This window comes from Paraburkholderia phenazinium (genome assembly GCF_900142845.1).
Taxonomy (GTDB): domain Bacteria; phylum Pseudomonadota; class Gammaproteobacteria; order Burkholderiales; family Burkholderiaceae; genus Paraburkholderia; species Paraburkholderia phenazinium_A.
In genome coordinates this window covers 2228317-2254816 of record NZ_FSRU01000001.1, presented here as the reverse complement: position 1 = coordinate 2254816, position 26500 = coordinate 2228317, and the positions used below count along the sequence as shown (strand labels likewise).

Below are 26500 nucleotides of genomic sequence, written 5' to 3'. Positions count from 1 at the left end.
TCAGAATAGGTTGGTTCGGCTTTTTACCGGTCGGGCCTGCGGCTCCGATAGGTGCCTAATCTAGGCGCATTGGCGTCAAGTTCGAATACCCGGCGCGGACAAACACTTGTGACGCGCAGGAACAAGTCAAGGCCGACGAGGGCGCATTACAGCGGAAAACCGCCCGCAAAACGCTCCCGCAGGTAGCTGACGAACAGGCTCACGGCACGCGGCACATGCGACGCGTAAGGCCGCAGCACATAGAGCTGCTCGGCGAACGCCCCCGTGACGCGCCACTCCGGCAACACCACGACGAGCTTGCCGGCCCGCACGGCGGCCTGCGCCGTGAAGTCCGGCAGCAGCGCAATGCCCATGTCGTCCAGTGCCGCATCGCGCAGCGTTTCGCTGTTGTTGGCGGAGAACGGCCCGTTGACCGGCAACGTGACCGGGGCGCCGCCCGTCTTGCGCGCGGTCCTGCGCTCGAACGACCACATCCCGCCGCCGGTCGGGCGCGGATAGAACAGGCAGTCGTGGGCGGCAAGGTCTTCGGGCGCAACGGGCGTGCCGCGCTTGCGCAGATAGGCGCGCGTCGCCACGATCGTCGATTGGGTCTGGCAGAGTTTCCATGCAACGTGCGAGTCGGGCGCTTCCGCGCTATGGCGAATCGCCAGATCGAAGCCTTCGGTGGCGAGCGAGGCAAGCCGGTCGGAGACCTCCAGCTGAACCCGGACCTCCGGATTGGCCCGCAAAAACGCCGGGAGTTCGGGCACCACCTGCTGCCGTGCAAAGGCAACTGGCGCCGTCACCCGGATCAGGCCGCGCGCCACGCCGGCCAGTTCGCGCACGCTGGAAAAGCTGCTGGCGATCTGTTCGTAGTGGCCGCGGGTGTCCTCGACGAGCCGCTGGCCCGCTTCCGTGAGGCGCACGCTGCGCGTGGTGCGCTGCACCAGCGAGATTCCCGCGGCGCGCTCCAGTTCGGCAATGCGCTGGCTCATGGCCGCCTTGCTGACGCCGAGGCGGGCCGCCGCCGCGGTATAGCTGCCTTGCTCGGCGAGGACGCTGAGCCAATGCAGATGCACCCACAGGCCTTCGATTTTTTGGCTATCCATACACTGATTGTTCACTATAGAAAACAATGAATTCAATGATAGCGCCTTTGCAGATGGGTCGCCGGCTCCTAGACTCAGGTGATCGACCATCAACGATCAGGAGCCTCCATGCAAGCCTTCAACGACACCGCAGACGTCGGCCATTTCATCCACGGTCAGCGCGTCGCCGGTAACGGCAGCCGTACCCAGCCGGTCTTCAATCCCGCAACGGGCGCGCGGCCGCGCACGCTGCGTCTGGGCGAAGCGGCGGATGTGGAGGCCGCGGTCGCGAGCGCGAAGGCCGCCTTTCCGGCGTGGAGCGATACGCCGCCGATCCGCCGCGCGCGGGTCATGCTGCGTTTCCTCGAATTGATGAACAAACACCGCGACGAGCTGGCGGCCATCGTCACGGCCGAACACGGCAAGGTGTTCTCGGATGCGCAAGGCGAAGTGTCGCGCGGTATCGACGTGATCGAATTTGCCTGCGGCATTCCGCAACTGCTTAAGGGCGACTACACCGAGCAGGTGTCGACGGGCATCGACAACTGGACCACGCGCCAGGCGCTGGGCGTCGTCGCCGGCATCACGCCGTTCAACTTCCCGTGCATGGTGCCGTGCTGGATGTTCCCGGTGGCGATCGCCGCCGGCAACACGTTTATTCTCAAGCCGAGCGAGCGTGACCCGTCGGCGTCGCTCTTCATGGCCGACCTGTTGAAGCAGGCAGGCTTGCCCGACGGCGTTTTCAACGTCGTGCAGGGCGACAAGGTGGTGGTTGACGCATTGCTGGCGCACCCGGACGTGAAGGCCGTGAGCTTCGTCGGTTCGACGCCCATCGCCAACTACATCTACGAGACCGGCGCGAAGCAGGGCAAGCGCGTGCAGGCGCTGGGCGGCGCGAAAAACCACATGGTGGTGATGCCCGACGCCGACCTCGACCAGGCCATCGACGCGCTGGTCGGCGCAGGCTACGGCTCGGCCGGCGAGCGCTGCATGGCGATTTCGGTGGCGGTGCTGGTGGGCGACGTGGCCGACAAGATCATGCCGCGCCTCGCCGAGCGCGCCCGCAGTCTGGTGGTGAAGAACGGCATGGAGCCGGATGCCGAAATGGGCCCGATCGTGACGCGCCAGGCGCTGGAACGGATCGAAGGTTACATCGCGCTTGGCGTCGAGGAAGGCGCCAAGCTCGTCGTCGACGGCCGCGGTTTGAAGGTGCCGGGTCACGAAGACGGTTTCTTCACCGGTGGTACGCTGTTCGACCACGTCACGCCGGAGATGCGCATCTACAAGGAAGAGATTTTCGGACCGGTGCTGGCGTGCGTGCGCGTCAAGGACTTCACGGAAGCCGTCGATCTGATCAATGCACACGAGTTCGGCAACGGCGTGGCCTGCTACACACGCGATGGACACGTGGCCCGCGAATTCGGCCGCCGCATCGAGGTGGGCATGGTCGGCATCAATGTGCCGATTCCGGTGCCGATGGCATGGCACGGCTTCGGCGGCTGGAAACGCAGCCTGTTCGGCGACATGCATGCCTACGGCGAGGAAGGGGTGCGCTTTTACACCAAGCAGAAGTCGATCATGCAGCGTTGGCCCGAAAGCACCGAGAAGGGTGCGGAGTTTGCGATGCCGACGGCGAAGTAAGTCGAACCCAAAAAGGAGCCGACATGACCCATCAGACTGACAACCGCGCGCTGCTGCGCTTGCTGGGCATCGACAAGCCGATCGTTCAGGCGCCCATGGCCGGTGTGAGCACACCGGCGCTGGCGGCGGCCGTATCGAATGCGGGCGGCCTCGGTTCGCTGGGCGTCGGCGCCATGAACGCGGCAGGCGCCCGCAAGGTGATCGTGGAGACGCGGGCGCTGACCGCGAAGCCGTTCAACATCAACGTGTTCTGTCATCGTCCTGCCACGGCCGATGCCGATGTCGAGCGTCAATGGTTGAGCTGGCTCGCGCCGCAGTTCGCGCAGTACAGCGCCACGCCGCCGGCAGCGCTGTCCGAGATCTATACGAGCTTCGTGGCGGACCCCGCCATGCTCGAAGTGTTTCTCGAAGAGAAGCCGGCAATCGTCAGCTTTCACTTTGGCCTGCCGTCGGCCGAAGCGATCGCCGAACTCAAGAAGGCCGGGATCAAACTGCTCGCCGCGGTGACCAATCTGCAGGAAGCGGCGCAGGTCGCCGCAGCCGGCGTCGACGCGATCGTCGCGCAAGGCATCGAGGCCGGCGGCCATCGCGGCGTGTTCGATCCCGAGGCGACGGACGACCGGCTCGGCACCTTTGCACTGACGCGTCTGCTGGTCAGGGAATTCGATCTGCCGGTGATCGCGGCGGGCGGCATCATGGATGGCGCCGGGATCGCCGCCGCGCTGGCCCTGGGCGCCCAGGCGGCGCAACTGGGCACCGCGTTTGTTGCGTGCCCGGAAACCTCGATCGACGACGGTTACCGGCGGACGATCCTGAGCGAGGCGGCACGCCGCACCACTTTCACCGCGGCAATTTCCGGGCGCGTGGCGAGAAGCATGGTCAACCGGTTCACGGAACTCGGCAGCGGCCCGCAAGCCCCACAGCCGCCCGCGTATCCGATCGCCTATGACGCCGGCAAGGCGCTTCACGCTGCCGCCAAAGCCAAGGGCGAGTTCGGCTACGGCGCGCAGTGGGCAGGGCAGGCCGCCGCGCTCACACGCGCGTTGCCGGCAGCCGAACTGTTCGCGCAGCTCGAGCGCGAGATGAAGGAGAGTGTCGCGCGGCTGGCGCAGTGGGTGAATTGAGGTGCATACCGTGCTAAATCGCAACCAGGCCGTGCGATTTGAACAGCGTGGACAGGTGAGGCGCGGCACTATCACCTGACACGCGGCACGTCGGCTCGAACGGCCAGTACGTCACGCGATCGCATTCATCCACCTGGAATCCATCTGGAGGTGCTGCATGACTACTGCAGCTGACTACCTGGTCGCCACGCTCGCCCATGCCGGCGTCAAACGCATTTATGGCGTCGTCGGCGATTCGCTGAACGGCGTTTCCGATTCGCTGCGCCGCTCCAGCGAAATCGACTGGATTCACGTTCGGCACGAGGAAGGCGCGGCGTTCGCCGCCGGCGCCGAGGCCCATCTGACCGGCGAACTCGCGGTCTGCGCGGGTAGCTGCGGGCCGGGCAATCTGCACCTGATCAACGGACTGTTCGATTGTCACCGCAGCGGCGTACCCGTGCTGGCGATTGCGGCACACATTCCCAGCAGCGAAATCGGCATCGACTATTTCCAGGCCACGCACCCGGAAGTCCTGTTCAAGGAATGCAGCCACTACGTCGAGCTGGTCTCGAACGCCGCGCAACTGCCGCAGATACTGACCCGTGCGATGCGTGTCGCGGTGGCGCGCCGCGGCGTGGCGGTGGTCGTGATTCCCGGCAACGTGGCGTTGTCGCCGTTGCCCGCCGAAGTCGCGCCCTGGGTCGTGCCGACCACGCCGCCCGTGCTGCGCCCGAACGACGAGCAGATCGCCGATCTCGCGGGCCTGCTGCGCGCGGCATCGAGCGTCACGCTGATGTGCGGCGCCGGCTGTGCCGGTGCGCACGACGAAGTGGTGGAGCTGGCGAAGCGCCTCAAGGCGCCGATCGTGCATTCGCTGCGCGGCAAGGAGTACATCGAGCACGACAACCCGTACGACGTCGGCATGACGGGCATGGTCGGCTTTGCCTCGGGCTATGCGGCAATGAAGGCCTGCGACCTGTTGCTGCTGCTCGGCACGGACTTTCCGTACCGGCAGTTCTACCCGGAGAACGCCAAGATCGTGCAGATCGACGTGCGCCCCGAAGCGCTCGGCAACCGCTGCTCGCTCGAACTCGGGTTGCTCGGCACCGTCAAGGACACGCTCGCCGCGCTGCTGCCGGTGCTCAACGAAAAGACCGATTCGACCCACCTGGACCGCGCGCTCGAGCATTACGGCACCGCGCGCAAAGACCTGGATGCGCTCGCCGAAAGCAATCCGTCGAGCACGACGATTCATCCTCAGTATGTGACGAAGCTGGTTAGCGAGCTCGCCGCGGACGACGCGATCTTCACCTGCGACGTCGGCACGCCGATCGCCTGGACCGCGCGCTATCTCAAGCTGAACGGCAAGCGCAGGCTGGTCGGCTCGTTCAATCACGGTTCGATGGCCAATGCCATGCTGCATGCCATCGGCGCGCAGGCGACGTATCCGGGGCGCCAGGTCGTGTCGATGTCGGGCGACGGCGGCTTTGCCATGATGATGGGCGAATTCCTCACGCTGGTCCAGGCCGGCTTGCCGGTGAAGGTCGTCGTCCTGAACAACGGCACGCTCGGCTTTGTCGAAATCGAAATGCGCGCGTCGGGTTTCGTCGACACCGGCACCGAGCTGATCAACCCCAACTTCGCGAACATGGCCGAGGCGATCGGCGTCAAGGGCATTCGCGTCGAGCGGCCGCAGGACCTTGAAGCCGCCCTCACCGCGGCGTTCGAGCACGACGGTCCGGCGCTGGTCGACGTGGTCAGCGCGCGTCAGGAGCTCATCATGCCGCCGAAGACCACCGTCGACGAGGCGTGGCATTTCGGGCTCTTCATGATGAAGTCGGTGATGGACGGGCGCGGCCGCGAACTGATCGATCTGGCGAAAGTGAATCTGACGCGCTGATGAAAGCAGGCTCAAAAGCGGCCTTAAGCGCGGGCCTAAAAACAGTCCTAGGCCTGCCGATGTCGATGCTGCTCACAGCGTGCTCAGGGTCGCCGTCGGTGGGCGTGCTGGGCGCGTATTTTCCCGACTGGCTGTTCTGCGTGACGGGCGGCGTGGCACTGACGGTCATCGTGCATGTGCTGGCGTATCGCCGCGGCTACGGCGGCTGGCTCACGCCTCCGGCGATCGTCTATCCCGCGCTGACCGTGCTCTTTTCGATCGTCCTCTGGGCGGTTGGCTTCAACTTGTGACAGACAGTGCCAACATGGGTTCTAACATGAGCGCGGCAAACTCCGGCGCAGCGAAGCGCCCCCGAACCTGGCCCGCCATTCTGCTGATCGTGCTGGCGGTGGCCGCGATCGTCGCGGTGATCTGGCGCGTCGACACCGCGCCGCGCACCGACGATGCCTATGCGTATGCGGACACCATCGGCGTGTCGCCGGAAGTGAGCGGCAAGATCGTCACGCTGGCGGTGCGCGACAATCAGGCGGTCAAGCAGGGCGATCTGCTGTTCCAGATCGATCCGCGTCCGTATCAGTACGCGTTGCAGCGCGCCCAGGCGGCGCTCGTGCAGCTCGACGCGCAGATTCCGCTGACGCAGCGCAGCGTGAACGCGCAGACCTTCGGCGCGACGGCGGCCAGATCGGCGGTGGCGCGCGCCCAGGCGGCGGCGAACCAGGCGAGCGATACGCTCGCGAGAATGCAGCCGCTGATCGGCAAGGGCTACATCTCCGCCGACGACCTCGACCGCGCACGCACCGCGCAGCGCTCGGCGCTCGCGGAACTGGCCTCCGCCGAGGCCCAGGCACGCGAGGCGCAGGCGGCGGTCAGCAGCGTCGATGCGCTCGTCGCGCAGCGCTCGGTGTTGCAGGCCGAGATCGCCACGGCGCAACTCAATCTCGAGTACGCGACGGTGCGCGCGCCGTTCGATGGACGCGTCGCGGAACTGCGCACGACGGTCGGGCAGTACGTGTCCGCGCAAAAACCGGTCTTCACGCTGATCGACACGCGGCACTGGTACGTGATTGCCAATTTCCGCGAGAACGAACTCGGGCAGATCCGTCCCGGCACGCGGGCGACGGTGTATCTGATGAGCAATACCAGCATACGCTTTAGCGGTACCGTCGACTCGGTCGGCTTTGGCGTCGATCCGCAGGACGGCGGCGGCACCGCGAACGGTCTGCCGAACATTCAGCGCAGCATCAACTGGGTTCACGTCGCGCAGCGCTTTCCGGTGAAGATCCTGGTGGATCGTCCCGATCCGCAGTTGTTCCGCATCGGCACCTCGGCGGTGGCGGTGGTGCGTCCTCGCGAACATGCTGCGGCAGCCGCAGGCGGAGCGCAGTCATGACCGCTGTCGCGCGCTTGCGGCGCGAGCTTGCGTTGCCGCGCCCATTCGCGCGTTTCGTGGGGTTTCTGCAGCGCGAACTGGCGATGTTCCCCGGTCGCGGCAACGTAACGCTGCGTTGCGTGCTGGGCAGCGCAATCGTGATCGTCGCTTCGATGACGCTGCAGGTGCCCGAGCTGGCCCTGTCGCTGATGGTGGTGTTCTACGTCACCCAGGCCAACGTGGTGTTGACGCGCGTGATCGCGCTGAACCTGGTGCTCGGCTCGACCTGTGCGGTTGCCGCTGCCATTGGCCTCTATGTCTTGACCTTCGACTACCCGCTGCTGCGCATCGCCGTCGCTAGCGCGATATTTTTTTGCAGCGTGTACCTGATGCGGGCCGTTACGAAGTTTGGCCTGGTGTTTTTTATCGTCGCGATCATCGTGATCTACGCGCAGAGCTTTGTCGACCTGACCGACAACGCGGAACAACTGGTGCGCAGTTGTCTGTGGGTCTGGTCCGCGGTCAACTATCCGGTTGTGGTGGCGCTGATCATCAATACGGTTTTGCTGCCCGCCGAGCCCGAGCGGCAACTGCGCGCGGCGATGCACCGGCAACTCGCCGCGGTTCAGGCGCGCCTCACCGCGCTGCTCGAACCGTCTATCGAGCCTGTTGCGACGCCGGCCGCGCTCGATGCGAGCGATCTGCAGCAGGGCGCCTTGTCGTTGCAGAAACTGCTGCGCTTCTCCACGATGCGCACGCGCTACAGCGAGCATGCGGCTGCAGCGATGCTGGCTTCGGTGACGGCCGTCTCGCGCTTGTACGAAGCGGCCGCCGGCTTGCCCGCCACGGCGCAACCGTCCGGTGACGCCGGGCTCGCCGCGATCCGCAGCGTGCGCGGCGAAGTTGCGGCGCTCGACGCCGCCATCACCCACGATGCGCCATTGCCACGGGTGAGCGCCGCGCAGCGCGATGCCGAAGCGCCGACGATTCCCGCCGTCGCTTCGATGCGGCGCGCCATCGAAGCGCTCGCCGATGCCACCCGCTCCAAGGCGGCGCAAGCAGCGACGCCGCCGTCGCCGCCGGCCCCGTTGCTGTCACCCGATGCCTTCTCCAACCCGCGCTACGCCCGCTTCGCATTGCGCACGCTGATGTCGGTCCTGATCTGCTATGTGTTCTACAACGCGGTGAACTGGCCCGGCATTCATACGATCATGCTGACCTGCCTTGTCGTCGCGCTGCCCAGTCTCGGCGCCTCGAGCCGGCACGGTCTGCTGCGGGTGAGCGGTGCACTGGTCGCCAGCGCGCTCGCGCTCTTCATGGTCGCCTTCGTGATTCCGCAACTGGAAAGCGTGACGGGCCTGCTGCTGATGAGCTTGCCGGTGATTGCGCTGGGGGCGTGGGTGTCGGCCGGTTCCGAGCGGATCAGCTACGCCGGCTTGCAGCTCATGTTCACGTTTTCGCTCGCCCTGCTGGAGCAGTTTGCGCCGCCGTCCGATCTCACCGAAATCCGCGACCGGCTGGTGGGGATTCTGCTGGGGGTCGGCGTTGCGACTTTTATCCAGATGTCGGTGTGGCCGGAAGGCGAGGCCGACGCGCTGCGCACGCAACTCGCCAAGGTGCTTCGTACGATCGCGGCTGTCGCTCGCGGCCATGCCCCGGCGGCCATGAGCGGCGCGCCCGCAGCGCCGGCGCAGCCCGCGTCGACGGCGTGGGCCATGCTGGCGGATTGCGAAGCGATGCTCGCGCGGGTCACGCTCGAACCGGACTGGCGTGAGGGCGAAACGGCCCGCATCACGCTCCTCGCGCAAACGGTGCTGGCGCAGAGCCGCTCGATCCTGCTGGCGAGCGACGTTTTCCACGACCGGACGATGTTCGAGGCCGGACGTACCGATGCATCCGGCACGGATGTGATGCAAGCCTGTGGGGCGCTGCAGCGCGAGCTTGGCGAGTCGCTCGAACAATACGCTCAGCAATTGTCGAGCGAACCGCCGCTTGCCACGCCGCCCGCGCCGCTGGATTCAACCAGGCTGGCGACGAGCGCGCGCGGCGGGGAGGGCAGCGCTGCGCTGCAGGAGTCGGCCACGCGTCTCAACACGGCGCTCACGGGCTTGCCGCAATGGTGGACCGCCGAACTCACGTCGACGCCGTCGAATGATTCCGCCCGGGCGGGGATAGCGTGATGCGCGACGATCATTTTTCGCAGACGCAGACCGCGCCTCGCCACGCCGCCCGTCCACCGTTGCCGCGCTTCGTGCGCCGCTGGCTGGCGCTGCTGCCGCTCTGTTCATGCCTCGCAGCCTGCGCGCTGATTCATCACGACAGCCCGCCGGCCGCTCTCATCGCACCGGAACAAATCCGTCTGGCCGACGACATCCATCTCGCCGGCGAAGGCTGGCCGTCGGCGCGCTGGTGGGAGGACTATCACGACCCGCAGCTCGACGCGTTGATCGACCGCGCGCTCAGTCATGCGCCGACGCTCGCCATCGCACGTGAGCACGTCTCGCAGGCGCACGCCCAGGTGGAACTGATCCGCGCGGGTTCGGACCTGCAGGTCTCGGCGCGCGGCGAGGCCGATCGCGAGCACGTGTCCGGCCATGGTTTCCTGAGCGCCTATGCGCAGCAGGATCCGGCGATCGGCGCCTACGGCCCGTGGTACTGGACCGGGCTGGTCGGCGTGGACGCCCACTACGATATCGACCTGTGGGGCAAGCAGCGCGATCTCGTGCGCGCGGCGCTCGGCGAACAGAACGCGCGTCGCGCCGAGGCGGCGCAGGCCGAGCTGGAAGTGTCGACGGGCGTTGCGCAGCTCTACTACCAGATCCAGATCGTCTATACGAGCCTCGGCCTGCTGCAGCAATTGCGCAGCGTCGACGCGTTCGAGCTGGACACGCGAAGCGCGCGGCACGAACGGGGGCTGGAGGCGCTGACGCAGTCGGCCGAGGCGCGCTCGCAACTTCTTGCGCTCGACCAGCAGATCGCCTCGGCACAGGAACAGATCGTGCAAACCCGCGAGGCGTTGCGCGCGCTGCTGGGCGCGGGCGCGGACGATCTGCCGGCCATCGTGCCGGTGGCGTTGCCGGCGCCCTCGGTCGGCCTGCCGTCCACACTGTCGTTCGAGCTGCTGAACCGCCGCCCGGACCTGCAGGCGCTGCGCTGGCTCGTCGCGGCATCGTTCGACCGCATCGACGCCGCCAAGGCCGCGTTCTACCCGAGCTTCGACATCACCGCGTTCTTCGGCTTCAACGCGCTGCGGATGCGCGATCTGTTCACGCATTCAGCCGAGCAGATCAACCTGATCCCGGGACTCTCTTTGCCGATCTTCGACGGCGGCCGTCTGAACGCGGGCCTGCATGGCGCACGGAGTGCCAGCAACACGCTCATCGAACAGTACAACGAAGCGGTGCTCGACGCGGTCCGCGATGTCGCGCAAACCGGCAGCCAGATCGACGATCTCGAGCATCGCGCGCAACTGCAGCGCGAGCGGATCGACGCCATCCGTTTCGCCAGCGAGAGCGCCGACGCGCAGTACCAGCGCGGTCTCGCCGACCGCAGCACAGCGATGCAGGCCAAGGCGCCGGTCATCGAAGGACAGATCGCGCTGCTGCAACTGAACGGCGATGAAATCGAAGCGGAAATCGTCCTGACGCGCACGCTGGGCGGCGGGTATCGCAGCGACGATTTGCCGGTACTGCCCGCGCAGCCGGCAAGTGCGACGCGCTAGCGCGCGAGTCCGCCCCCGTTCGGGGGATTGACCCGCGTGCTGCGCGCCTCTACCTTTTCCGGGAACCCGCCCAACAGGGAGGCAAGGTCATGGTGTCGCGAATCTGTCCGCTGCTTTCGGGCACCTTACCCATTGACACGGGGCCCTTGAATTTACGAGGCCGGCCGTGAACGAGCGCACCCACCTGATCGAGCTGACCGCCGAAATCGTGGCGAGCTTCGTCTCATGCAACCCGCTGCCGGCCGCCGACCTGCCGGCCTTCATTTCCAGTACCCATGCCGCCCTCGCGGCGCTGCGCGATCCGGGTGAGGAGGCCTGCTCGCCGGGCGAGGCGGCCGTCCCCATCGACGAATCGATCCATGACGACTACCTGGTCTGTCTCGAGGACGGCCGCAAACTGAAGTCGCTCAAGCGCCATCTGCAGCACCGCTACGGGATGACCCCCGAGCAGTATCGGGCGAAATGGGGGCTGCCCGCCGACTATCCGATGGTCGCGCCCGCCTACTCGGCGTTGCGCTCGACCATCGCGAAGAATCATCCCGCGGGGGCCGTCAAGCCGCGTCGTCCTGCGAAGTCTTGAGGGGAGGCGGGCCCGCGCTCGCGGGTGGCCGTTTCACCCATTGGAGGGATACCGGAGCAGTGGCCGTGTCGCGCATCATGCTCAGCAATGAAAACGGCCCGCGGGTCGGGCGCCGTGAAGCGGTCGGCGCCGCCGGCGTGCGGCGCATCGACACGGAGCGACACCATGTCCAGACAGTCACAGTACGCGGCGAGCCTTGGCCGGGCGGCATCTGCTGATGCCGGAAGTGGCCTGGGCGCATGTTTCACAACGAACTTCAGTGCGAGCGAACGTTCGATCGTAGGCGTAGAGGAGCGCTGGCGCTGTCCGCCGCTTTCCACGGTCGATGCAGCCACCACCGACCGCATCCTCGCCGGCAGTTGGAGCTGGAGTGAGGGCGGCGCCGCGCAGCGCGAAGTGTCGAGCGTGGGCGATGAGCGTTTCTATACGGTCGGCATCAGCCTGAGCGCGACCACGCTGAGGTTCCAGCACGACGGCCGGGTCCTCTGCGACGGTCCGGTGATGCCGGGTTCGATCCAGATCACCGCGCCGGGCGCCAGCGTCAAGGCCGTGTATGCAGCGCCGTGCCGCGTCATGCATCTGTTCGTCGCGCCGGACCTGGTGTCGCGGCGTTATGAGGAGGCCGAAGGGCAACTCGCGCGGCCCGATCTCGCGGACCACAGTCCGGGCATTTTTCGCGACATCGCGGTGGAACGGCTGGCGCTCGCGCTGCAGGACGCGAATCCGCTTGCCGACACCTTCGGCCGCATGTATGCGGACAGCGTGTGCGATGCGATCATGGCCCGATTGCTGGCCCGGGGCGCGGACGATATGTCGGCGCGCGCCATGGCCAAGGGTGCATCGCTGCCGAGGTGGCGTTTGCGCCGCGCGCTCGATTTCATGGAGGCCAATCTCGCCAACCCGATCGGCCTGGCCGAAGTGGCGGCCAGCACGGGGCTCACGCGTATGCATTTCGCCGCGCAGTTTCGCTCGACGACCGGTTATTCCCCACACGCTTACCTGCTAAGACGACGGCTCGAGCATGCGCAGATGCTGCTCAGCTCGTCGGAGTTCAGCGTGCTCAACGTCGCGCTCAGTTGCGGCTTCAGTTCGCACGCGCATTTCACGGCGGTCTTCAAGCGCATGATCGGCGAGCCGCCTAATGCCTGGCGCATGCGGATGCGAGGTGGCAGGCTGGCGAACGAGCCGCGCGGCGAGGCCGCCGCATGCGACGCCTCGTGACGGCGGCATGTCCGCAGACGAATAGCGCCGACACGCGTTCGTCCCAGCGCAGCTCGCGCGTCGATGCACCGTATAAGCGCCGTATAAACATCGTATAAGCCCCGTCACGACCGGACCATTACCGAAAAATAACCGAATCATCACGCTTCGCGACGGCGCCAGGTTTAGTCTGGGCGGCATCTTCCTTCGTCGAGCAGTTGCGACGACGGCGTGTTCCGATGGAGCCTCGCATGAACGATGTGGTTGCGCACGAAAGCTTTTCGAAATCTGCTCGAACGCCAAGCGGAGCGATGCCATACGCTGCGACCGAGACGGCCGCGCGGCATGCCATTTATCCGCCGGTGAGCATCCGCATCGGCGAGGCACGGCCAATGACACGGAACGGCGGCGTCCGTCCCGGCATCGGTTTTGCAAAACTCCGGCTCGATCTCGAACGGGCGTGGCAGGCCGTCATGCACCTCGAATGCCGCGAGGCGCTCGTCATCGCGGAGCTGATCGAACACCACGCGAACAGGCTGTCCCCCACAGTAGCGAAGACGTTGCGCTGCGAGCTTGCGGCGCTGCGCGCGGCGGCGCTCGTGTTGCAGGACGACGAGGCGGCTGCCTTACCCGCCGCATTGGCGGCACGCGGGCCTGGCGTCAGCGCGGTCACCGCGCACATCGCGTTGACGGTGTGCCGCAGCGTGTATTGGCGGCTCGGCGAGCTGGAGCGCTTCCACGCGGTGGAGCGCGTCAAGCTGGATACCCAGTTGGGCCGGCGGCAGGCGCTCGCCGCGCTGTTCGATCTGGCCTTGGACGCCGCCGTCGCGCTCGATCAAATGCGCTTCAGCGCGGCGCGTTTGCTGGCCGCACATGCGCTTGAGATTGGCCGCCGCTTTATCGGCAAGCAGGTTCCCGCGGACGCGTTTCCCGCCTGCATCGTTGCGCAGGTGCTCTACGAGCAAGGCCAGGTGGACGACGCTGAGGCGCTGATCGTCGCCCGGCTGGCCACGCTCCGCGAAAGCTGTACGGTCGAAAGTGCGTTGCGTGCGTATGGGCTGCTCACGCGTATCGCCGCGGGCCGGCGGCAACACGGCCGGGCGCTGGTGATTCTCAGCGAGGCCGAGGCGCTTGGCGCGCGGCGCGCCTGGCCGCGACTGCAGGCGGCGAGCCTCGCGCAGCAGATCGAGATCGAGGTGGGCCGTGGCCGCATCGAGCAGGCCGAAAGTGCGCTGCAGCGTCTCGCCGCACTTGTCGCACTTGCCGGCCTCGCCGATGAAGCGCGCGCCGCGAGCCGCAACGTGAGCTTCGAGATTGCGAGGTTTCACACCGTCGCCCGGGCGCGCGTTGCGCTGGCCTGCTCGCCGGCTGCCGTCGATATCGCAGCACTGCGCGAAGTGCATCGCGACACGGTATGGCGGGGCGGTCTCTATGCGGCGGTGCCGATTGCCCTGTTGCTCGTCGAGGCCTTGCTCGTGACCGGCCAACGCGGCGAAGCAGTCGAGGTGCTCGTCGGACTGCTGAGGCTCGCGCCCTCGGTCGGGCTGCATCAAACGCTGGTGGATTGCAGTGCGCGCGTCGCCGAACTGATCGAGGCGATCGTGCAACAACGCATCGTTGCGGTCAGCGATACCCGCGAACTGCTGCCGTATGCGGGCATGCTGCTGGTGCACCGGCAACGCGATGCGAGCGAAACCCATGAGCCGTTCGCGGCACGACGCCCGCACGCGGGTGCGGGACTCAGCGAGCGCGAGCGCCTGATCCTTGCGCTGATGGGGCGCGGGCTGTCCAACAAGCAGATCGCGGTCGAGCTGGGCATTGCTCCCGAAACGGTGAAATCGCACGCCAAGCATCTTTACGCCAAGCTGTCGGTCAGAAACCGGACCGAGGCGGTCACGCTCGCGAGCCGCCTCGATTTGCTCCGGATGCCGAGGAGTGTTGCTGCTTGAACCCTGACTTTCGCGTTCGCACCTTGCTGCAGTTTTCCGGCTTTCAGCTCGACCTGGCCAATCACTGCGTGTGGCGGCTGAGCCCGGTGCAATCCGCCACGCGCATCGACCTGCCGCCTAAAACCTTCGCAGTGTTGCGCCACCTGGTCGAACATCCGCAGCAATTGGTCTCATCCTATGCGCTGCTCGAAGCGGTATGGCCGCACGTGCATGTGCAGCCCGAAGTGCTCAAAGGACATGTGGCGGCGATCCGCCGCGCGCTTGGCGACGACGCGGACGCGCCGCGTTACGTCGCAACGATTCGCGGCCGGGGCTATCGCTTCATCGCCGCGGTCGATACGTTTGCAGCGGGCGGCCAGTCAGGCTTCTTCGCGCGCCGGGCGGAGCGTTTCGTGGGTCGCGCACCGGAACTCGACGCCTTGCTAGCAGCCCATCAGCGTGCTCGCGCCGGCACGCGGCAGATCGCGTTTATCGCCGGCGAGGCGGGGATCGGCAAGACGGCGCTCGTCGACGAGTTTCTCGCCGAGGTGTCACACGGCGACGCGCGCGTGCTGGGCGGCGGCTGCATCGAAGGCTACGGCGGCACCGAACCGTACTATCCGGTACTCGAAGCGCTGGGCCGTTTATGCCGCGGTGCGGGCGGCACCGAGGTCACGCAGGCGCTCATCGCGATCGCGCCCACCTGGGCCGTGTTGATGCCGGCTCATGTGCCGGCCTCCATCCGCGAGGCGTTGCTCGCGCAGACGCTCGGCGCCGGACGGCAGCGCATGATGCGCGAAATGTGCGATCTGCTGCAGGCGCTGGCGCGAGAACGCCCGTTGGTGCTCGTGCTGGACGACCTGCATTGGGCCGATTTCTCGACCATCGACATGCTGTCCGCGCTCGCACGGCTCGAAGGGTCGGTGCGGCTCATGCTGGTGGCGATTTACCGTGGCGAAGAGGCCGCGTCCCTGCAGCATCCGGTGATGAAGCTCAGTCATACGCTGTCGCTGCGCGGCGCGTGCGAGATGATCGCGCTGGCGCCGCTCAAACCCGATTCGATCGGCACGTGGCTCACGCATGGCGCGAGTCTGAACCCGCTCGACGAAGAGCTGGCGCATCTGCTCGCCGAACGCTCCGGCGGCAATCCGCTGTTCATGCAGGCCATGCTGGAGCATCTGCATGAGCAGGGATTGGTGGAGCCGACCTCCGACGGCTGGCATCAGCGCGCGCCGGCCGCGCAGTTGCGCGACGCGCTACCGCGCACGGTCGCCCAGGTCATCGAGATACGCATTCGGCGACTGGCGACCCGGGCACAGCGCGCGCTCGAAACGGCAAGCGTGGCGGGCTTGACGTTTGCCGCCACGACGACGGCCGAAGCCGCCGGGATGAGCGTCGAGGCGTTCGAAGATCTTTGCGATGGCCTGGCCCGGCGCGGCCAGTTCATTCGTCGTGCTGACATTCGGACCTTGCCCGACGGTTCGAGCCTGCAGTCGTTCCGGTTTGCGCATGCGCTGGTTCGCAGTGTCTTCTACGACCGTCAGGGCTTGACGCGGCGCTCGGCGTCGCACCGGCTGATCGGCGAGCGTCTCGAGCAACTGTTTGCGCCGGGGCAGCGCGGCAGTATCGCAGGGGAGCTGTGCTGGCATTTCGCGGACGCGCAGCAGTGGGAGAAGGCGCTCGACTATGTGCGGATCGCCTTGCAGACCGCGAAGGTGCGCTGTGCCTATCGCGAGGCCCTCGCGGCGCTCGATCAGGCCGACGCGCTACTCGCGCACTTGCCGGCGGACTTGCGCGCGCTGCGGCGCGTCGAGTTTGTCGAAACGCGCGCAGCGCTGCTCGCAGCCGCTCACGATCCGCTGGCGGTGAGCGCCTATCGGGCACTGCATGAGCAGGCTACGCAGCTCGGCAAGATCGAAGTGCAACTGCGCGCACTGCTTGGTCTCTCGTATGTTCTCAGCTGGAACGATCAGGTTCGCTCGGTGGCCTACCTCGACGATGCGCTCAGCTTGAGCGCGTCGCATCCGGACCGGCGCGTCAGCGCTTCGACGCAGATCGCATGTCACGTGCGGCGAATCTGGACGCAAGGCTGGAGCGCGGCCGACGCGCGCCATTGCATGGATGCGCTCGCCACCTTGCGCGAGGTAGGCGATCCGGTGTCCATCGCGAAAGCGCAACTGGAGCAGAGCATGCTGCAGATGGTGTCGACGCAGTACCGCGCCGCGCTGAACAACGTGCAAACGGGCTATCAGGTGCTGTACGACCATGCCGTGAGCCATCCGGGCTTCGACATCGCACGTGCGATGTGGATGATGCGGCTCGGCGTGCCATGGGCGCAGATGTCGCTAGGCGAGCTGGGCCGCGCGTTCGACGAATTCGATCGGGGCATCCGCGTCTTTCACGACAACGGCAACTACTTTGCGGCGCGCACCTTGCAGGTCTATCGCGGCTGGCTGCTGATCCATACGATGGACTTCGAGACCGTGATCGAACTGGACCGGCAATTCAGCGCGGCGGCGGACCGCCCTGGATCCGATGCCGAAGTGCGTGAGCGGGCTGCCTTGCTGCCGCCGCAGCAGCACGGCTGGACGGTTCTCGCCGGTCTCGCTCATGCAGGGCTAGGCGAAAGCACCGCGGCCGCAGCACGTTTCGCCGAAGCCGAACGGCTGATGGAGCACGAGCCGACCATGTTCGACTGGTACTGGCGGCTGGCGCTCGAATGGGGCTGCGCGGACCTCGCGATGGCGGGCGGCGACCACGAGGCCGCGCAGTATCGCGCTCGCCGCTTCCTCGCCGGCGCGCTCGCGACGGAGGAGCGCACCTGGCAGGCGCTGGCGTGGGACACGATGGCAAGAGCGTCGCTGCACGAAGGCGATCTGGAGCATGCCAGGCTGCATCTGGAGGCTGCGTTTGCGGCGACCGAAGGCTTCGAGACGCCGCTGGCGAACTGGCGTCTGCAGCGCACGGCGGCACAGTGGCATGAGGCGCGCGGCGATACGCAAGCCATGTCGGCGGCACGACAACGCTGCATCGAATTGCGCACCCGTCTTGCCGGTTCGACCTCACGGGATGCGGGCGATGGCATCGGCCGCCGTCTCGCGGACCTCGCGGATCTCGTGGACCTGACTCCCTGATTCCCCGATTGCGCGCTAGCCCTGAATCGCGGCTTCCAGCGTGTCGCGCAGGCGACTTCCGTTGGGCAAGCTGGCGGCAAGCGCAGCCTGTTTGCTCGCCGCGAGTTCGGCGTGACGGGCGGCCGTTGCCGCGTCGCCGCTCAGGCCATATGCCTCGCTCGCCGTGCGATGAATGCGCCAGTCCGCGAGCGGAGTCTGGAAATGCTGGGTGGCCGCCATGGCCTTGTCGATGCAATGCAGGGCGTCCGTCACGGCGCCAAGCTGCAGCGCGACGCGCGCCTGCACTTCCCACGACAAGCCATGCCACGTCCGCTCTTGCGTTGCGGTCGCGAGCTTGACCAGACGCGCGGCATGCGTCATCGCTTCGTCAAGCGCGCCCTCCGCGAGCGCAAGGTTCGCGAGTCCCCATTCGAGCGACACCCGCCAGTACCAGTCGAAAATCACCGGCTCGTTATCCATGCGCTGCATCACGTCGAGCAGATGAACGCGCGCCGTGCGGGTGTCGCCGAGGCCGAGGTAGGCCAGTCCCTTCAGCAGAATCCCGAGCCGCTGCTCCGCGGGAAGCGTGGAGCGGCGCGTGGCCGTCTCGCTCGGGATGTCTGCGAGCACCTGCGTGCAGGACTCGAGCATGGCGTCGAAGTCGAGCGCATGGAATTGCAGCCAGCAGCGGTACAGCGTGAGCGTATCGGCGCCGTACTGATTGCCGTTCGCCGCATACATGCCGATCACCCGGTCGAACGCCTGCTGTGCGTGGCCAAACTCGCCCAGGTACAGCAGCGTCCAGGGCACGCCGAGATTCACCATCCATGTGGCGCGCGCCATGTTGAACTCGGGCCGGTTCTCGTCGTTATCGACGAGGAACTGGTAGCTCGCGAGAATCGTGTCCTGAGCCTGCTGATAGCGCGCCGATACCATCAGCACCATGGCGTATTCGCACTGCGACCACGCGGTCGTGAACGGATCGGCGCCGCCGCGCAAGGCCTCGAGCGCCACCTCGCACTGGCGGATATCGTCGGCATTCCAGCCGCGGACCCACATTCTCCAGACGTAGCAACTGATGCGCGTGCGCGCCTGTTGCTGCGGATCGGTCTGCCGTTCGCTCAGCGCGAGCGCTTCGTCGATGATCCGGTTGCAGCGCAGTTGATCGCGCCAGCTATACGTGTAAGCGAGGCTCAGCAGCGCCCGGCTCTGGATGTCGATCAGGCCCAGTTGCGCGGCGCGCGCCGCCAGTTGCTCGCATGTCTCGCGCGCCCGCCGGTCGTGCGCCGCGGTAAAGATCGACGCACGCCCTTCAAGAAACTCCGCTTCCGCGGCCACACGTGCATCGTGCGGCAGATTGGCGGCCAGCATCATGGCGCGATCGAGCACGGCAAGGGCGTCGTTATAGGCGAGGCGTTTTTTCGCCGTCTGGATCGCGATGCGCAGATAGCCGAGCGCGCGCGACCATTGCCGCGCTGCCGCGAAATGCTGGGCCAGTTCGGCGGCGACGCTGCCGCGCGCTTCCGGCGCGCAGCGCGCTTCGAGCGCCTCGGCAATCCGCAGATGGGAATGCGCGGTGCGCAGCGCGCCCTGACGTTCATAGAACGTCTGCCGGTACATGGTGTGGCGGAACGCATAGGTGCGCGCCGCGTTCATGGGGTCGAGCGGCGCAGGCGCCTCACGTCGAATGAAGCTCTCCTGCCGGCACAGCGCTTCGCACACCTCCTCGACGCTTTCCTGGTTCAACTGCGCGGCGGCAGCCAGGGCGGTGGCGTCGAAGTTGAGCCCCGCCACGCTGGCGGCTTCGAGCACGCGTTGTTGATCGCCCGTCAGCCGTTGAATGCGATGCTCGATGACCTGGCTCAGCGTCAGCGGCACTTCGAGCCGCACTTCGGACGGCGACACATGCAGCTTCCAGCCCTCCGGCGTGGACCTGGCAATGCCTTGCGCGACCAGATGATCGAGCGTTGCCACCATGAAGAGCGGATTGCCGCCGGAGCGCTCGCATACGAGCTGCGCGAACTCGCTCTCGCGCGCGTGCTGCGTGCTGGCATTCAGGTATTCGGCGATCGCGTCTTCGGTCAGCGGCTCGAGCACGATGTCGTGGCAGAGCTTCTGCAAACCGAGGTCGCGGTTCAGGCGGCACAGCGGATGCTGCACGACTTCCGCATCCTCGGGCCGATAGGTGGCGACGACCATCAGGCGCGCATGGTTGCGATGACGGGCGAGGGCGGAGAGCATGTCGACCGTCGAATAATCCGACCAATGCAGGTCTTCGAAAACGAGCGCGAGCGGTCGTTGCGCCGAGAGTGCGGCGAAGAACTCGCAGATCTCGCGCAGCATGCGGCCACTGACCGCGCCGACCAACTGGCGTTGCAGTGCAGCGCGATGCCGCTCCGGCACCGAACCGGGAAGCTGCGCGGCCCAGGTCGGTGCGATCGAGATCAGGCTGCGCATGATGGGCGCGCCGGCGTCGCCCCGCACCAGTTGCGCGAGGGCTTCGAGCACGGGGTAGTACGGCTCGGTGCCGCCGTAGCCTTCCACGCAGCGTCCAAGCGAGGTCAGCACCTCGCCGCGACCGTCGAGGGATTCGAGGAACTGGTTGACGAGTGTGGTCTTGCCGATGCCCGGTTCGCCGGCGACGAACACAATGCGCGACTCGCCTGTGCTGGCCTCGTCGAATAGCGTTTTGAGCTTGTCTAGCTGAGACGTGCGTCCGACGAAGCTGCTGTGAGCGGGCGGCTCTACCTCGGTGGCATGCGTGGCATGGACGGGCGCCCGCGCGCGCAACGGCGCGATGAACCGGTAGCCGCGGCCGCGCTGCGTTTCGATGAACCTGGGGTTGGCGGGGTCGTCGCCGAGCGCGGCCCGGATCGACAGCATGTGCCCCTTCAGCACTTCCGGTTGTACCAGGACCTTTTGCCAAAGCGCGTCGAGGAACTCGTCGTGCGTCACAAGACGGCCGGCGTTGTCGACCAGATACTGAAGCATGTCATAGGCACGCGGCCTGAGATTGAGGCGGCGTTCGCCGTCGGATGTCGATTGCCAGACACATTGATTGGCCCGGTCTAGCCGGAATGGCGGGAAATCGCTCACGTTTGTCTCCGACCTCACGGCCCGTTCGTACTTGCAATCTAGCGGATTCTATACCGGCAATATGACCGCGAAAACCCACGATGTACCGGCATGACCGGGCGTCGTCCGGCAAGTCTTCGCCCCCGTTTGGGGGATAGGACGCCATGATGCCTTCGACAATAATGCTTTATGGCGATGACTTCCGGTCGCCCCAACCGAGGAGAAAACGAAATGCCTAAAGCGTTTTCAGTTCCTGTCACTCCGCAAGGTAAGTCGGCCCTGGCGACGTTGCCGCCGTGGCACTACTCGAGCGACTGTCTCGCCATCGAATACTGGGCCGATCCGAAAGCGATCGCCGCGCTTCTGCCGCCGGGCGTCACTGTGGACGAGCAATCCGCCGGGCGTGCCTTCTTCTGGTTTCTGGATTGGCAGTTCACAGGTTCCAATGACGAATTGACGGACCCCGCCCGCTATCAATACCGCGAGGCCTTCGTTCTGGTCGAGGCCGTCTTCGACGGTATGCCGGTCAACTACTGCCCGTACATCTTCGTCGATAACGACGCGGCCATCGCTCGCGGCTGGGCGCAGGGGTTCCCCAAGAAGCTCGCCAGCGTCTACCAGACCCGCAGTTTCTCCGCACCGAGTCTGGCCGCGGCGCCGCTGGCCAAAGGCAGCCGCTTCGGCGCCAGCGTATCCGCGCACGGCGAACGGCTGGCCACCGCCCGGATCCAGCTCGACGAACCTGTCGCAAACCCTGCGAGTGTTTTCAATCGGCCTACGACGATGCGCCGTTACTTTCCGCAACTCGCAGCGGGTCTTCAGGAGAAACCGCCGGTCGATGAACTCACCATGTCGCTTACGGACAATCTCGCGATCGTGGACGTCTGGACCGGCTCGGCGGAACTGAAGATTCCTGAAGTCGACGGCGAGGACATGCATCTGATTGCGCCACTGCGCGTCGGCCGCGGTTACCGGCTCGGCATGGCGTACTCCGTGACGGACCTGCGCATTCTCAAGAACTACGCCGCTTGAGGATGGGCGACGGCCCCCTCAGCGATCAGGGGGCGTTGGCTCGACCGTCTTCGCGAATGCCCGTCAAACGTCTCGTCTCTATAGGAGCCGCTCACCATGCCGCTCTACACCTTGATCACCCAGCATGGCGTACTCAGCAGCGAGGCCAGGTCGAAGCTCGCGGTCGAACTGACCGACCTGCATTCCGACTATTCCGGTGTGCCAAAGAATTGGGTGCATGTGGTCTTTCAGGAATATCCGCCCGGCAATGGCTTCACCTCCGGAGAAGCAGCGGCCACTGCCGCGCTGACGCTGCTGATCCGAACCGGCCGCTCGCCCGAGTATAAGCGCGGTTTGCTACAGCGTCTTTGGACGTTATTTCAGACCGCGACGGGCGCCCCCGATGACCAGATTGTGATCGGCATTCAGGAGGTGCCGCCCAGTCAGGCGATGGAGATGGGACAGATCATGCCGGAAGTCGCCGGCGAATAGAGGAGGGCAGGTGCAACGCCTGCCTTGGATGCGCGTGCCGCTCTGTTGACCGTATCGCGATGTCAGTTGGCTGTCCCGGCCCGGATTGGGTAGAGCCGTTGACAACGCCTGTGCGTGGGATCTCGCGACACGGATACGTTTATACTCACTTTCGATTCGAGTTCAAGGTCGCGCGCGATGCAGTTCGGATACGTCGCGGCGCGTACCGGCACGAGCTCGTCCGCGATCCGCTTATACGACGAGGCGCGAGGCTACGTCAAAGGGCCCTGACGCGGGCTATGAGGCGAAGCCCCTGCAAGCCGGTGTATCCATCATAAGGAAAACGAAGCCCGCGGCGATCCGAAATGCGCTGGCCGCCGCTTACCCCGTCAAGGCCGATACGAAGCGCGCCCGGCCGGACTGACTGGCCGGTTCGATACACGTCTGACACGACGATTCTTAGCCCAGGACAACCCATGAATCAGTTACCCCGACTCTTGCCTACCGCGGCGGCCGACGAAAGCTTCGGCGGCGTGACGTATCACATCGGCGGTGAGCTCGTGCCGGTTTTGTCGGTCGACGTATCGAACCAGCCGGTCTATTTCGAGCACCACATCCTGCTCTGGAAGAACTCGAACGTCCGCATCGGCATCCGGCCCGTCAAGGGCGCCGTCAAACGCATGCTCGCCGGCATGCAGGTGTTCGTCACCGAGGCGAGCGGCAACGGCATCATCGCATTCAGCCGCGACGGCGCCGGTCACGTGGTGCCGATTCATCTACGGGCGGGCGAGGAACTGCACGTGCGGGAGCATCAGTTCCTGGCCGCCACGGCAAATATCGAATACACCTTCGAGCGGCTCCGCGGCATCACAAACATGCTGTTCGGCCAGACCGGTTTCTTCGTCGACAAGTTTCGTGGCCACGGCGGCGAAGGCGTGCTCTGGCTGCATGGATACGGCAACGTCTTCGAGAAAGTGCTGGCTGCCGGAGAGACGATCGACGTCGAGCCGGGTGGATGGCTCTATAAGGATCCGCAGGTCCAGATGGACACAGTGGTTGACCGGCTTTCGAGCGGTCTCTTTGCGGCAGGGTTCAACTTTACGGTGAACCGGTTCACGGGTCCAGGGCGGGTGGGAATCCAGTCCATGTATGTGAACAACGCGACGAGCGACCGGTAGGGTCTTACCGTTACCGCTGCTCGATGCGCTCCCAACGGGATGACACTTGCCGCCCCGCTGTGAACGATCGACACGGCTATTCGGCTTCCCGACCGCTCTGGCGTGACACCAGATTCTCCGCGACGGACACGATCTGCTCCATGGCGGTATGCAGGTGTTCGCGCAGCAGGCGTGCGCCAAGGCGCGTATCGCCGGCACGCGACGCGTCGACGAGTTCGACGTGCTCGCGATGGGTATTCTCCCGAATCGGCACATTGACGACCTGGAAGCGAAAGAAGCGCTCGTTGCGGTCGTTCAGCCGCTTGAGCGTTTCGATGGCGAGGTTCAGGCCGGAGGGCAGATAGAGCGTTTCGTGAAAACGCCAGTTCAGCGGCCCCCACGTCGACTCCGTGGCGCGGTCCATCTGGTCCACGATGGCAAGCGCCGCATCCCGCGAGGCCTCAGTGGTGGCGGGGATCGCCCTGGAAAAAATCCAGGGTTCCAGGCGCAGCCGCATTTCAAAGGTTTCGCGAACCTCGTCGACCGAAATCCCGCATACGTAGGCCCCTTTGTGGGCAATCACCGTCACCAGCCCCTCGCCTTGCAGCCGCGTAATCGCTTCCCGCACCGGCACGCGGCTGACGCCGAGCTCCTCGGCCAGCGCTTCCTGTCTCAATGCTTCGCCTGAGCCAAGCTCGCCACGCAAGATTTTTCCCCTGATCGCTTCGAGGACCAGGTCGACGGTGGTCGAGCGGACGATTTTTCCTGGCCTCCTTGCTCCGTCGGGCACGGACGCCTGGTCGGACGGGAGTTCGGATGTGTTTGGGGAAGCGGACAGGGGGCGGTGCATAAGACGGTTTTCAAAAGTGGTATTACATCATGCCACAACTGGATGCTGTATCCATTCTCCCGTTCGCACCGAATCGCCGCCGGGGGCCCGTCCGCTCTCAATGGGCGGCTATCCGGGCGCTGCCGCCCGGCGGCCAAGGCCCCGAAAATATGCAAAAGGCACTTGACTGTCCAAATTGGACGCAGCATATTGGATACAATCTCCAGTGTGTGAGGTGAAATTTCGCACCTGGTCATGCAAACGCGTCGTGGGGAATTTATGCGCTGGAACAGGGTACTGAACGTGGTCAACTGCCACGCGGAGGGGGAAGTCGGCAACGTGGTGACGGGCGGTGTGTTCGACGTCCCGGGCAAGAGCATGTTCGACAAGATGATGTATCTCGAGGAGCACCTGGACGAACTACGCAAGATATGTCTGTTCGAACCGCGCGGATCGGCCAATCAAAGCGTCAATTTCATTCTGCCGCCAACCGATCCACGGGCGCAGATGGGCTACGTGATCGCGGAATCCACCGAATATCCCGCCATGTCGGGCTCGAATACGATCTGCGTGGCCACGGTCTTGCTGGAGACCGGCATTCTGCCGATGACCGAACCGGTGACGAACCTGGTTCTCGAGTCGCCGGCGGGTTTGATTGGCGTGCGCTGCGAGTGCAGCAACGGCAAGGTCACGAAAGTCCAGTTCACCAATCAGCCGGCCTTCGCCAATCATCTTGACCGGCACATCGAAGTGGAGGGTGTGGGTACCCTTCTGGTCGACGTCGGTTATGGCGGCATGACGTACGTGCTGGTCGACGCTCAGGCGCTGGGTTTCGGTATTACGCCCGACGAAGCACGCGAGCTTTGCGAGCTCGGTCAACGCATCAAGACAGCGGCCGCGGAGCAATTGCCGTCGCCGCATCCGCTCAATCCGCTCATCAAGGGCATTACGCAAACGGAATTCGTGCTGCCGCTGCGCCGCGAATCCGGTGTCCTCAAGTCTCGCAACACGGTCATCGTTTCGCCTGGCCGGTGCGACCGCTCGCCGTGCGGCACCGGAACGTCTGCGCGGCTTGCGGTGATGCACGCGAAAGGTCAGATCCAGGTCGGCGAGACCTTTGTGCATGAATCCATCATCGGCTCGCTGTTCGAAAGCCGGATCGAATCCGTTACCCAGGTGGGCCCGTATGCGGCCGTGGTGCCGGTCGTCGCCGGGCAGGCGTGGATCAGCGCCATCTCACAGGTAGGCGTCGATCCTAGCGACCGTTTCCCGACGGGATTCACCCTGTCCGACACCTGGCTTGAGGCCGTGGACGACAAGCTCATCAAATCCCGGCTTTAAGTGTAGGGCTGGGCAATGTCCGACCGAGGACATCATTCATTAAGGACTGGAAATTATGTGGAAAGGCGTTTATCCCGCGGTAACGACGAAGTTCAAGCCGGACGGCAGCCTCGATCACGATGAGATGGCGCGAAGCTTTTCCCTTCAGCTCGATGCAGGCTGCGACGGGCTGATTGTGTGCGGTTCGCTCGGCGAGGGGCCCATGTTGTCCCACGCCGAACGGATCGAAGTGCTCGATGTCGCGCTTGCCGTGGCCGGCACGAAGCCTGTCCTGATGACCGTGGCCGATGCGTCGACCCAGGCATCCTGCTCGCTGGCCCGCGCGGCGCAAAAGAGCGGTGCGGCAGGGCTGATGGTGGTGCCGAGCATGGTCTATCACACCGACGAGCGCGAAACCGTCGCTACGCTGAAGGCGGTTGCCGCTGCGGGCGACTTGCCGGTCATGATCTATTCGAACCGGCTCGCCTACCGTGTGGATGTCACACACTCAATGCTTGAAACGCTGGCTGGCGACGATCACTTCGTGGCGATCAAGGAGTCTTCCGACGATATCCGCCGCACCACTGAAATCCTCAATGCCTTCGGTGAACGCTACGACGTGCTGACCGGCGTCGACAACCTCGCATTCGAGGCATTGACGGTTGGTGCGCACGGATGGGTCGCGGGATTGTGCTGTGCGTTCCCGGCCGAAACGGTCGCGATCTACAAGCTCGTGAAGGCTGGCCGCTACGACGAGGCGCTCGTCATTTACCGCTGGTTCCGTCCGTTGCTCGACCTTGATGTCAGTACGTACCTCGTGCAGAACATCAAGCTCGTCGAAGCGATCGCCGCGGATTCGAACGACCGCGTGCGCATGCCGCGCATGGCGCACGAAGGCGAGCGGCGCAGTCAGATCGAAAGCCTGGTGAAGCGCTCGCTCGATACGCGTCCCGCCTTGCCGTCCGATCTTCATTTGTTATAAGCGCCCGCAGAGGCCGCCCCGAGGACTTCCATT

General features: G+C 65.5%; 19 protein-coding genes. 16 read left to right on the top strand and 3 right to left on the bottom strand.

Features of this window, described 5'->3' with window-relative positions:
• Positions 1-146: 146 nt before the first annotated feature.
• Complete coding sequence (locus BUS12_RS09810) at positions 147-1088, bottom strand: LysR family transcriptional regulator (protein ID WP_074295507.1); 942 nt, start codon at positions 1086-1088, stop codon at positions 147-149.
• A gap of 108 nt (positions 1089-1196) precedes the next feature.
• On the opposite strand from BUS12_RS09810, the gene BUS12_RS09805 reads away from it, so the two are divergent.
• From BUS12_RS09805 to BUS12_RS09755, 11 genes are all read left to right on the top strand, one after another.
• Positions 1197-2708, top strand: coding sequence for a CoA-acylating methylmalonate-semialdehyde dehydrogenase (locus BUS12_RS09805; RefSeq protein WP_074295506.1), 1512 nt, complete (start codon positions 1197-1199; stop codon positions 2706-2708).
• A 23-nt stretch (positions 2709-2731) separates the two neighbouring features.
• Complete coding sequence (locus BUS12_RS09800) at positions 2732-3832, top strand: NAD(P)H-dependent flavin oxidoreductase (RefSeq protein WP_074295505.1); 1101 nt, start codon at positions 2732-2734, stop codon at positions 3830-3832.
• A gap of 157 nt (positions 3833-3989) precedes the next feature.
• A complete protein-coding gene (poxB, locus tag BUS12_RS09795) occupies positions 3990-5711 on the top strand; it encodes a ubiquinone-dependent pyruvate dehydrogenase (protein WP_074295504.1) in 1722 nt (573 codons plus the stop codon).
• 59 nt (positions 5712-5770) lie between these two features.
• On the top strand, positions 5771-6001 hold the full coding sequence (locus tag BUS12_RS09790) for a YtcA family lipoprotein (RefSeq protein ID WP_074295503.1): 231 nt from the start codon (positions 5771-5773) through the stop codon (positions 5999-6001).
• A gap of 26 nt (positions 6002-6027) precedes the next feature.
• On the top strand, positions 6028-7101 hold the full coding sequence (gene mdtN, locus BUS12_RS09785) for a multidrug transporter subunit MdtN (RefSeq protein ID WP_074295502.1): 1074 nt from the start codon (positions 6028-6030) through the stop codon (positions 7099-7101).
• Entirely contained in the window at positions 7098-9260 is a 2163-nt protein-coding gene (locus BUS12_RS09780) for an FUSC family protein (protein WP_083640329.1), read from the top strand. Before mdtN ends, BUS12_RS09780 begins: the two co-directional genes overlap by 4 nt.
• The gene (locus tag BUS12_RS09775) at positions 9260-10801 is read left to right on the top strand and encodes an MdtP family multidrug efflux transporter outer membrane subunit (RefSeq protein WP_083640328.1); all 1542 of its coding nucleotides are present in this window, start codon (positions 9260-9262) and stop codon (positions 10799-10801) included. The genes BUS12_RS09780 and BUS12_RS09775 overlap by 1 nt, the downstream gene beginning before the upstream one ends.
• Positions 10802-10967: 166 nt before the next feature.
• On the top strand, positions 10968-11381 hold the full coding sequence (locus BUS12_RS09770) for a Ros/MucR family transcriptional regulator (protein WP_074295501.1): 414 nt from the start codon (positions 10968-10970) through the stop codon (positions 11379-11381).
• Between the two features lie 165 nt (positions 11382-11546).
• A complete protein-coding gene (locus tag BUS12_RS09765; protein WP_171991626.1) occupies positions 11547-12602 on the top strand; it encodes an AraC family transcriptional regulator in 1056 nt (351 codons plus the stop codon).
• A 290-nt stretch (positions 12603-12892) separates the two neighbouring features.
• Positions 12893-14530 (top strand): helix-turn-helix transcriptional regulator, encoded by a 1638-nt coding sequence (locus tag BUS12_RS09760; RefSeq protein ID WP_171991625.1) that lies wholly within the window; start codon positions 12893-12895, stop codon positions 14528-14530.
• The gene (locus BUS12_RS09755) at positions 14527-17643 is read left to right on the top strand and encodes an ATP-binding protein (RefSeq protein ID WP_083640325.1); all 3117 of its coding nucleotides are present in this window, start codon (positions 14527-14529) and stop codon (positions 17641-17643) included. The genes BUS12_RS09760 and BUS12_RS09755 overlap by 4 nt, the downstream gene beginning before the upstream one ends.
• Positions 17644-17658: 15 nt before the next feature.
• On the opposite strand, the gene BUS12_RS09750 is transcribed toward BUS12_RS09755, so the two are convergent.
• Positions 17659-20718: an AAA family ATPase gene (locus BUS12_RS09750; protein ID WP_143788295.1), complete on the bottom strand. Its 3060-nt coding sequence runs from the start codon at positions 20716-20718 to the stop codon at positions 17659-17661.
• A gap of 210 nt (positions 20719-20928) precedes the next feature.
• Between BUS12_RS09750 and BUS12_RS09745 the strand changes: the two genes are divergently transcribed.
• The 3 genes from BUS12_RS09745 (at position 20929) to BUS12_RS09735 (ending at position 23357) form a co-directional block, all read left to right on the top strand.
• The gene (locus BUS12_RS09745; protein WP_074295497.1) at positions 20929-21729 is read left to right on the top strand and encodes an acetoacetate decarboxylase family protein; all 801 of its coding nucleotides are present in this window, start codon (positions 20929-20931) and stop codon (positions 21727-21729) included.
• 96 nt (positions 21730-21825) lie between these two features.
• A complete protein-coding gene (locus tag BUS12_RS09740) occupies positions 21826-22200 on the top strand; it encodes a tautomerase family protein (RefSeq protein WP_074295496.1) in 375 nt (124 codons plus the stop codon).
• A gap of 455 nt (positions 22201-22655) precedes the next feature.
• Positions 22656-23357, top strand: coding sequence for an AIM24 family protein (locus BUS12_RS09735; protein ID WP_074295495.1), 702 nt, complete (start codon positions 22656-22658; stop codon positions 23355-23357).
• Positions 23358-23433: 76 nt separating this feature from the next.
• On the opposite strand, the gene BUS12_RS09730 is transcribed toward BUS12_RS09735, so the two are convergent.
• Positions 23434-24126, bottom strand: coding sequence for a GntR family transcriptional regulator (locus tag BUS12_RS09730; protein ID WP_074295494.1), 693 nt, complete (start codon positions 24124-24126; stop codon positions 23434-23436).
• A gap of 318 nt (positions 24127-24444) precedes the next feature.
• On the opposite strand from BUS12_RS09730, the gene BUS12_RS09725 reads away from it, so the two are divergent.
• The gene (locus BUS12_RS09725) at positions 24445-25506 is read left to right on the top strand and encodes a proline racemase family protein (RefSeq protein ID WP_074295493.1); all 1062 of its coding nucleotides are present in this window, start codon (positions 24445-24447) and stop codon (positions 25504-25506) included.
• 55 nt (positions 25507-25561) lie between these two features.
• Positions 25562-26467 (top strand): dihydrodipicolinate synthase family protein, encoded by a 906-nt coding sequence (locus tag BUS12_RS09720; protein ID WP_074295492.1) that lies wholly within the window; start codon positions 25562-25564, stop codon positions 26465-26467.
• Positions 26468-26500: the final 33 nt, after the last annotated feature.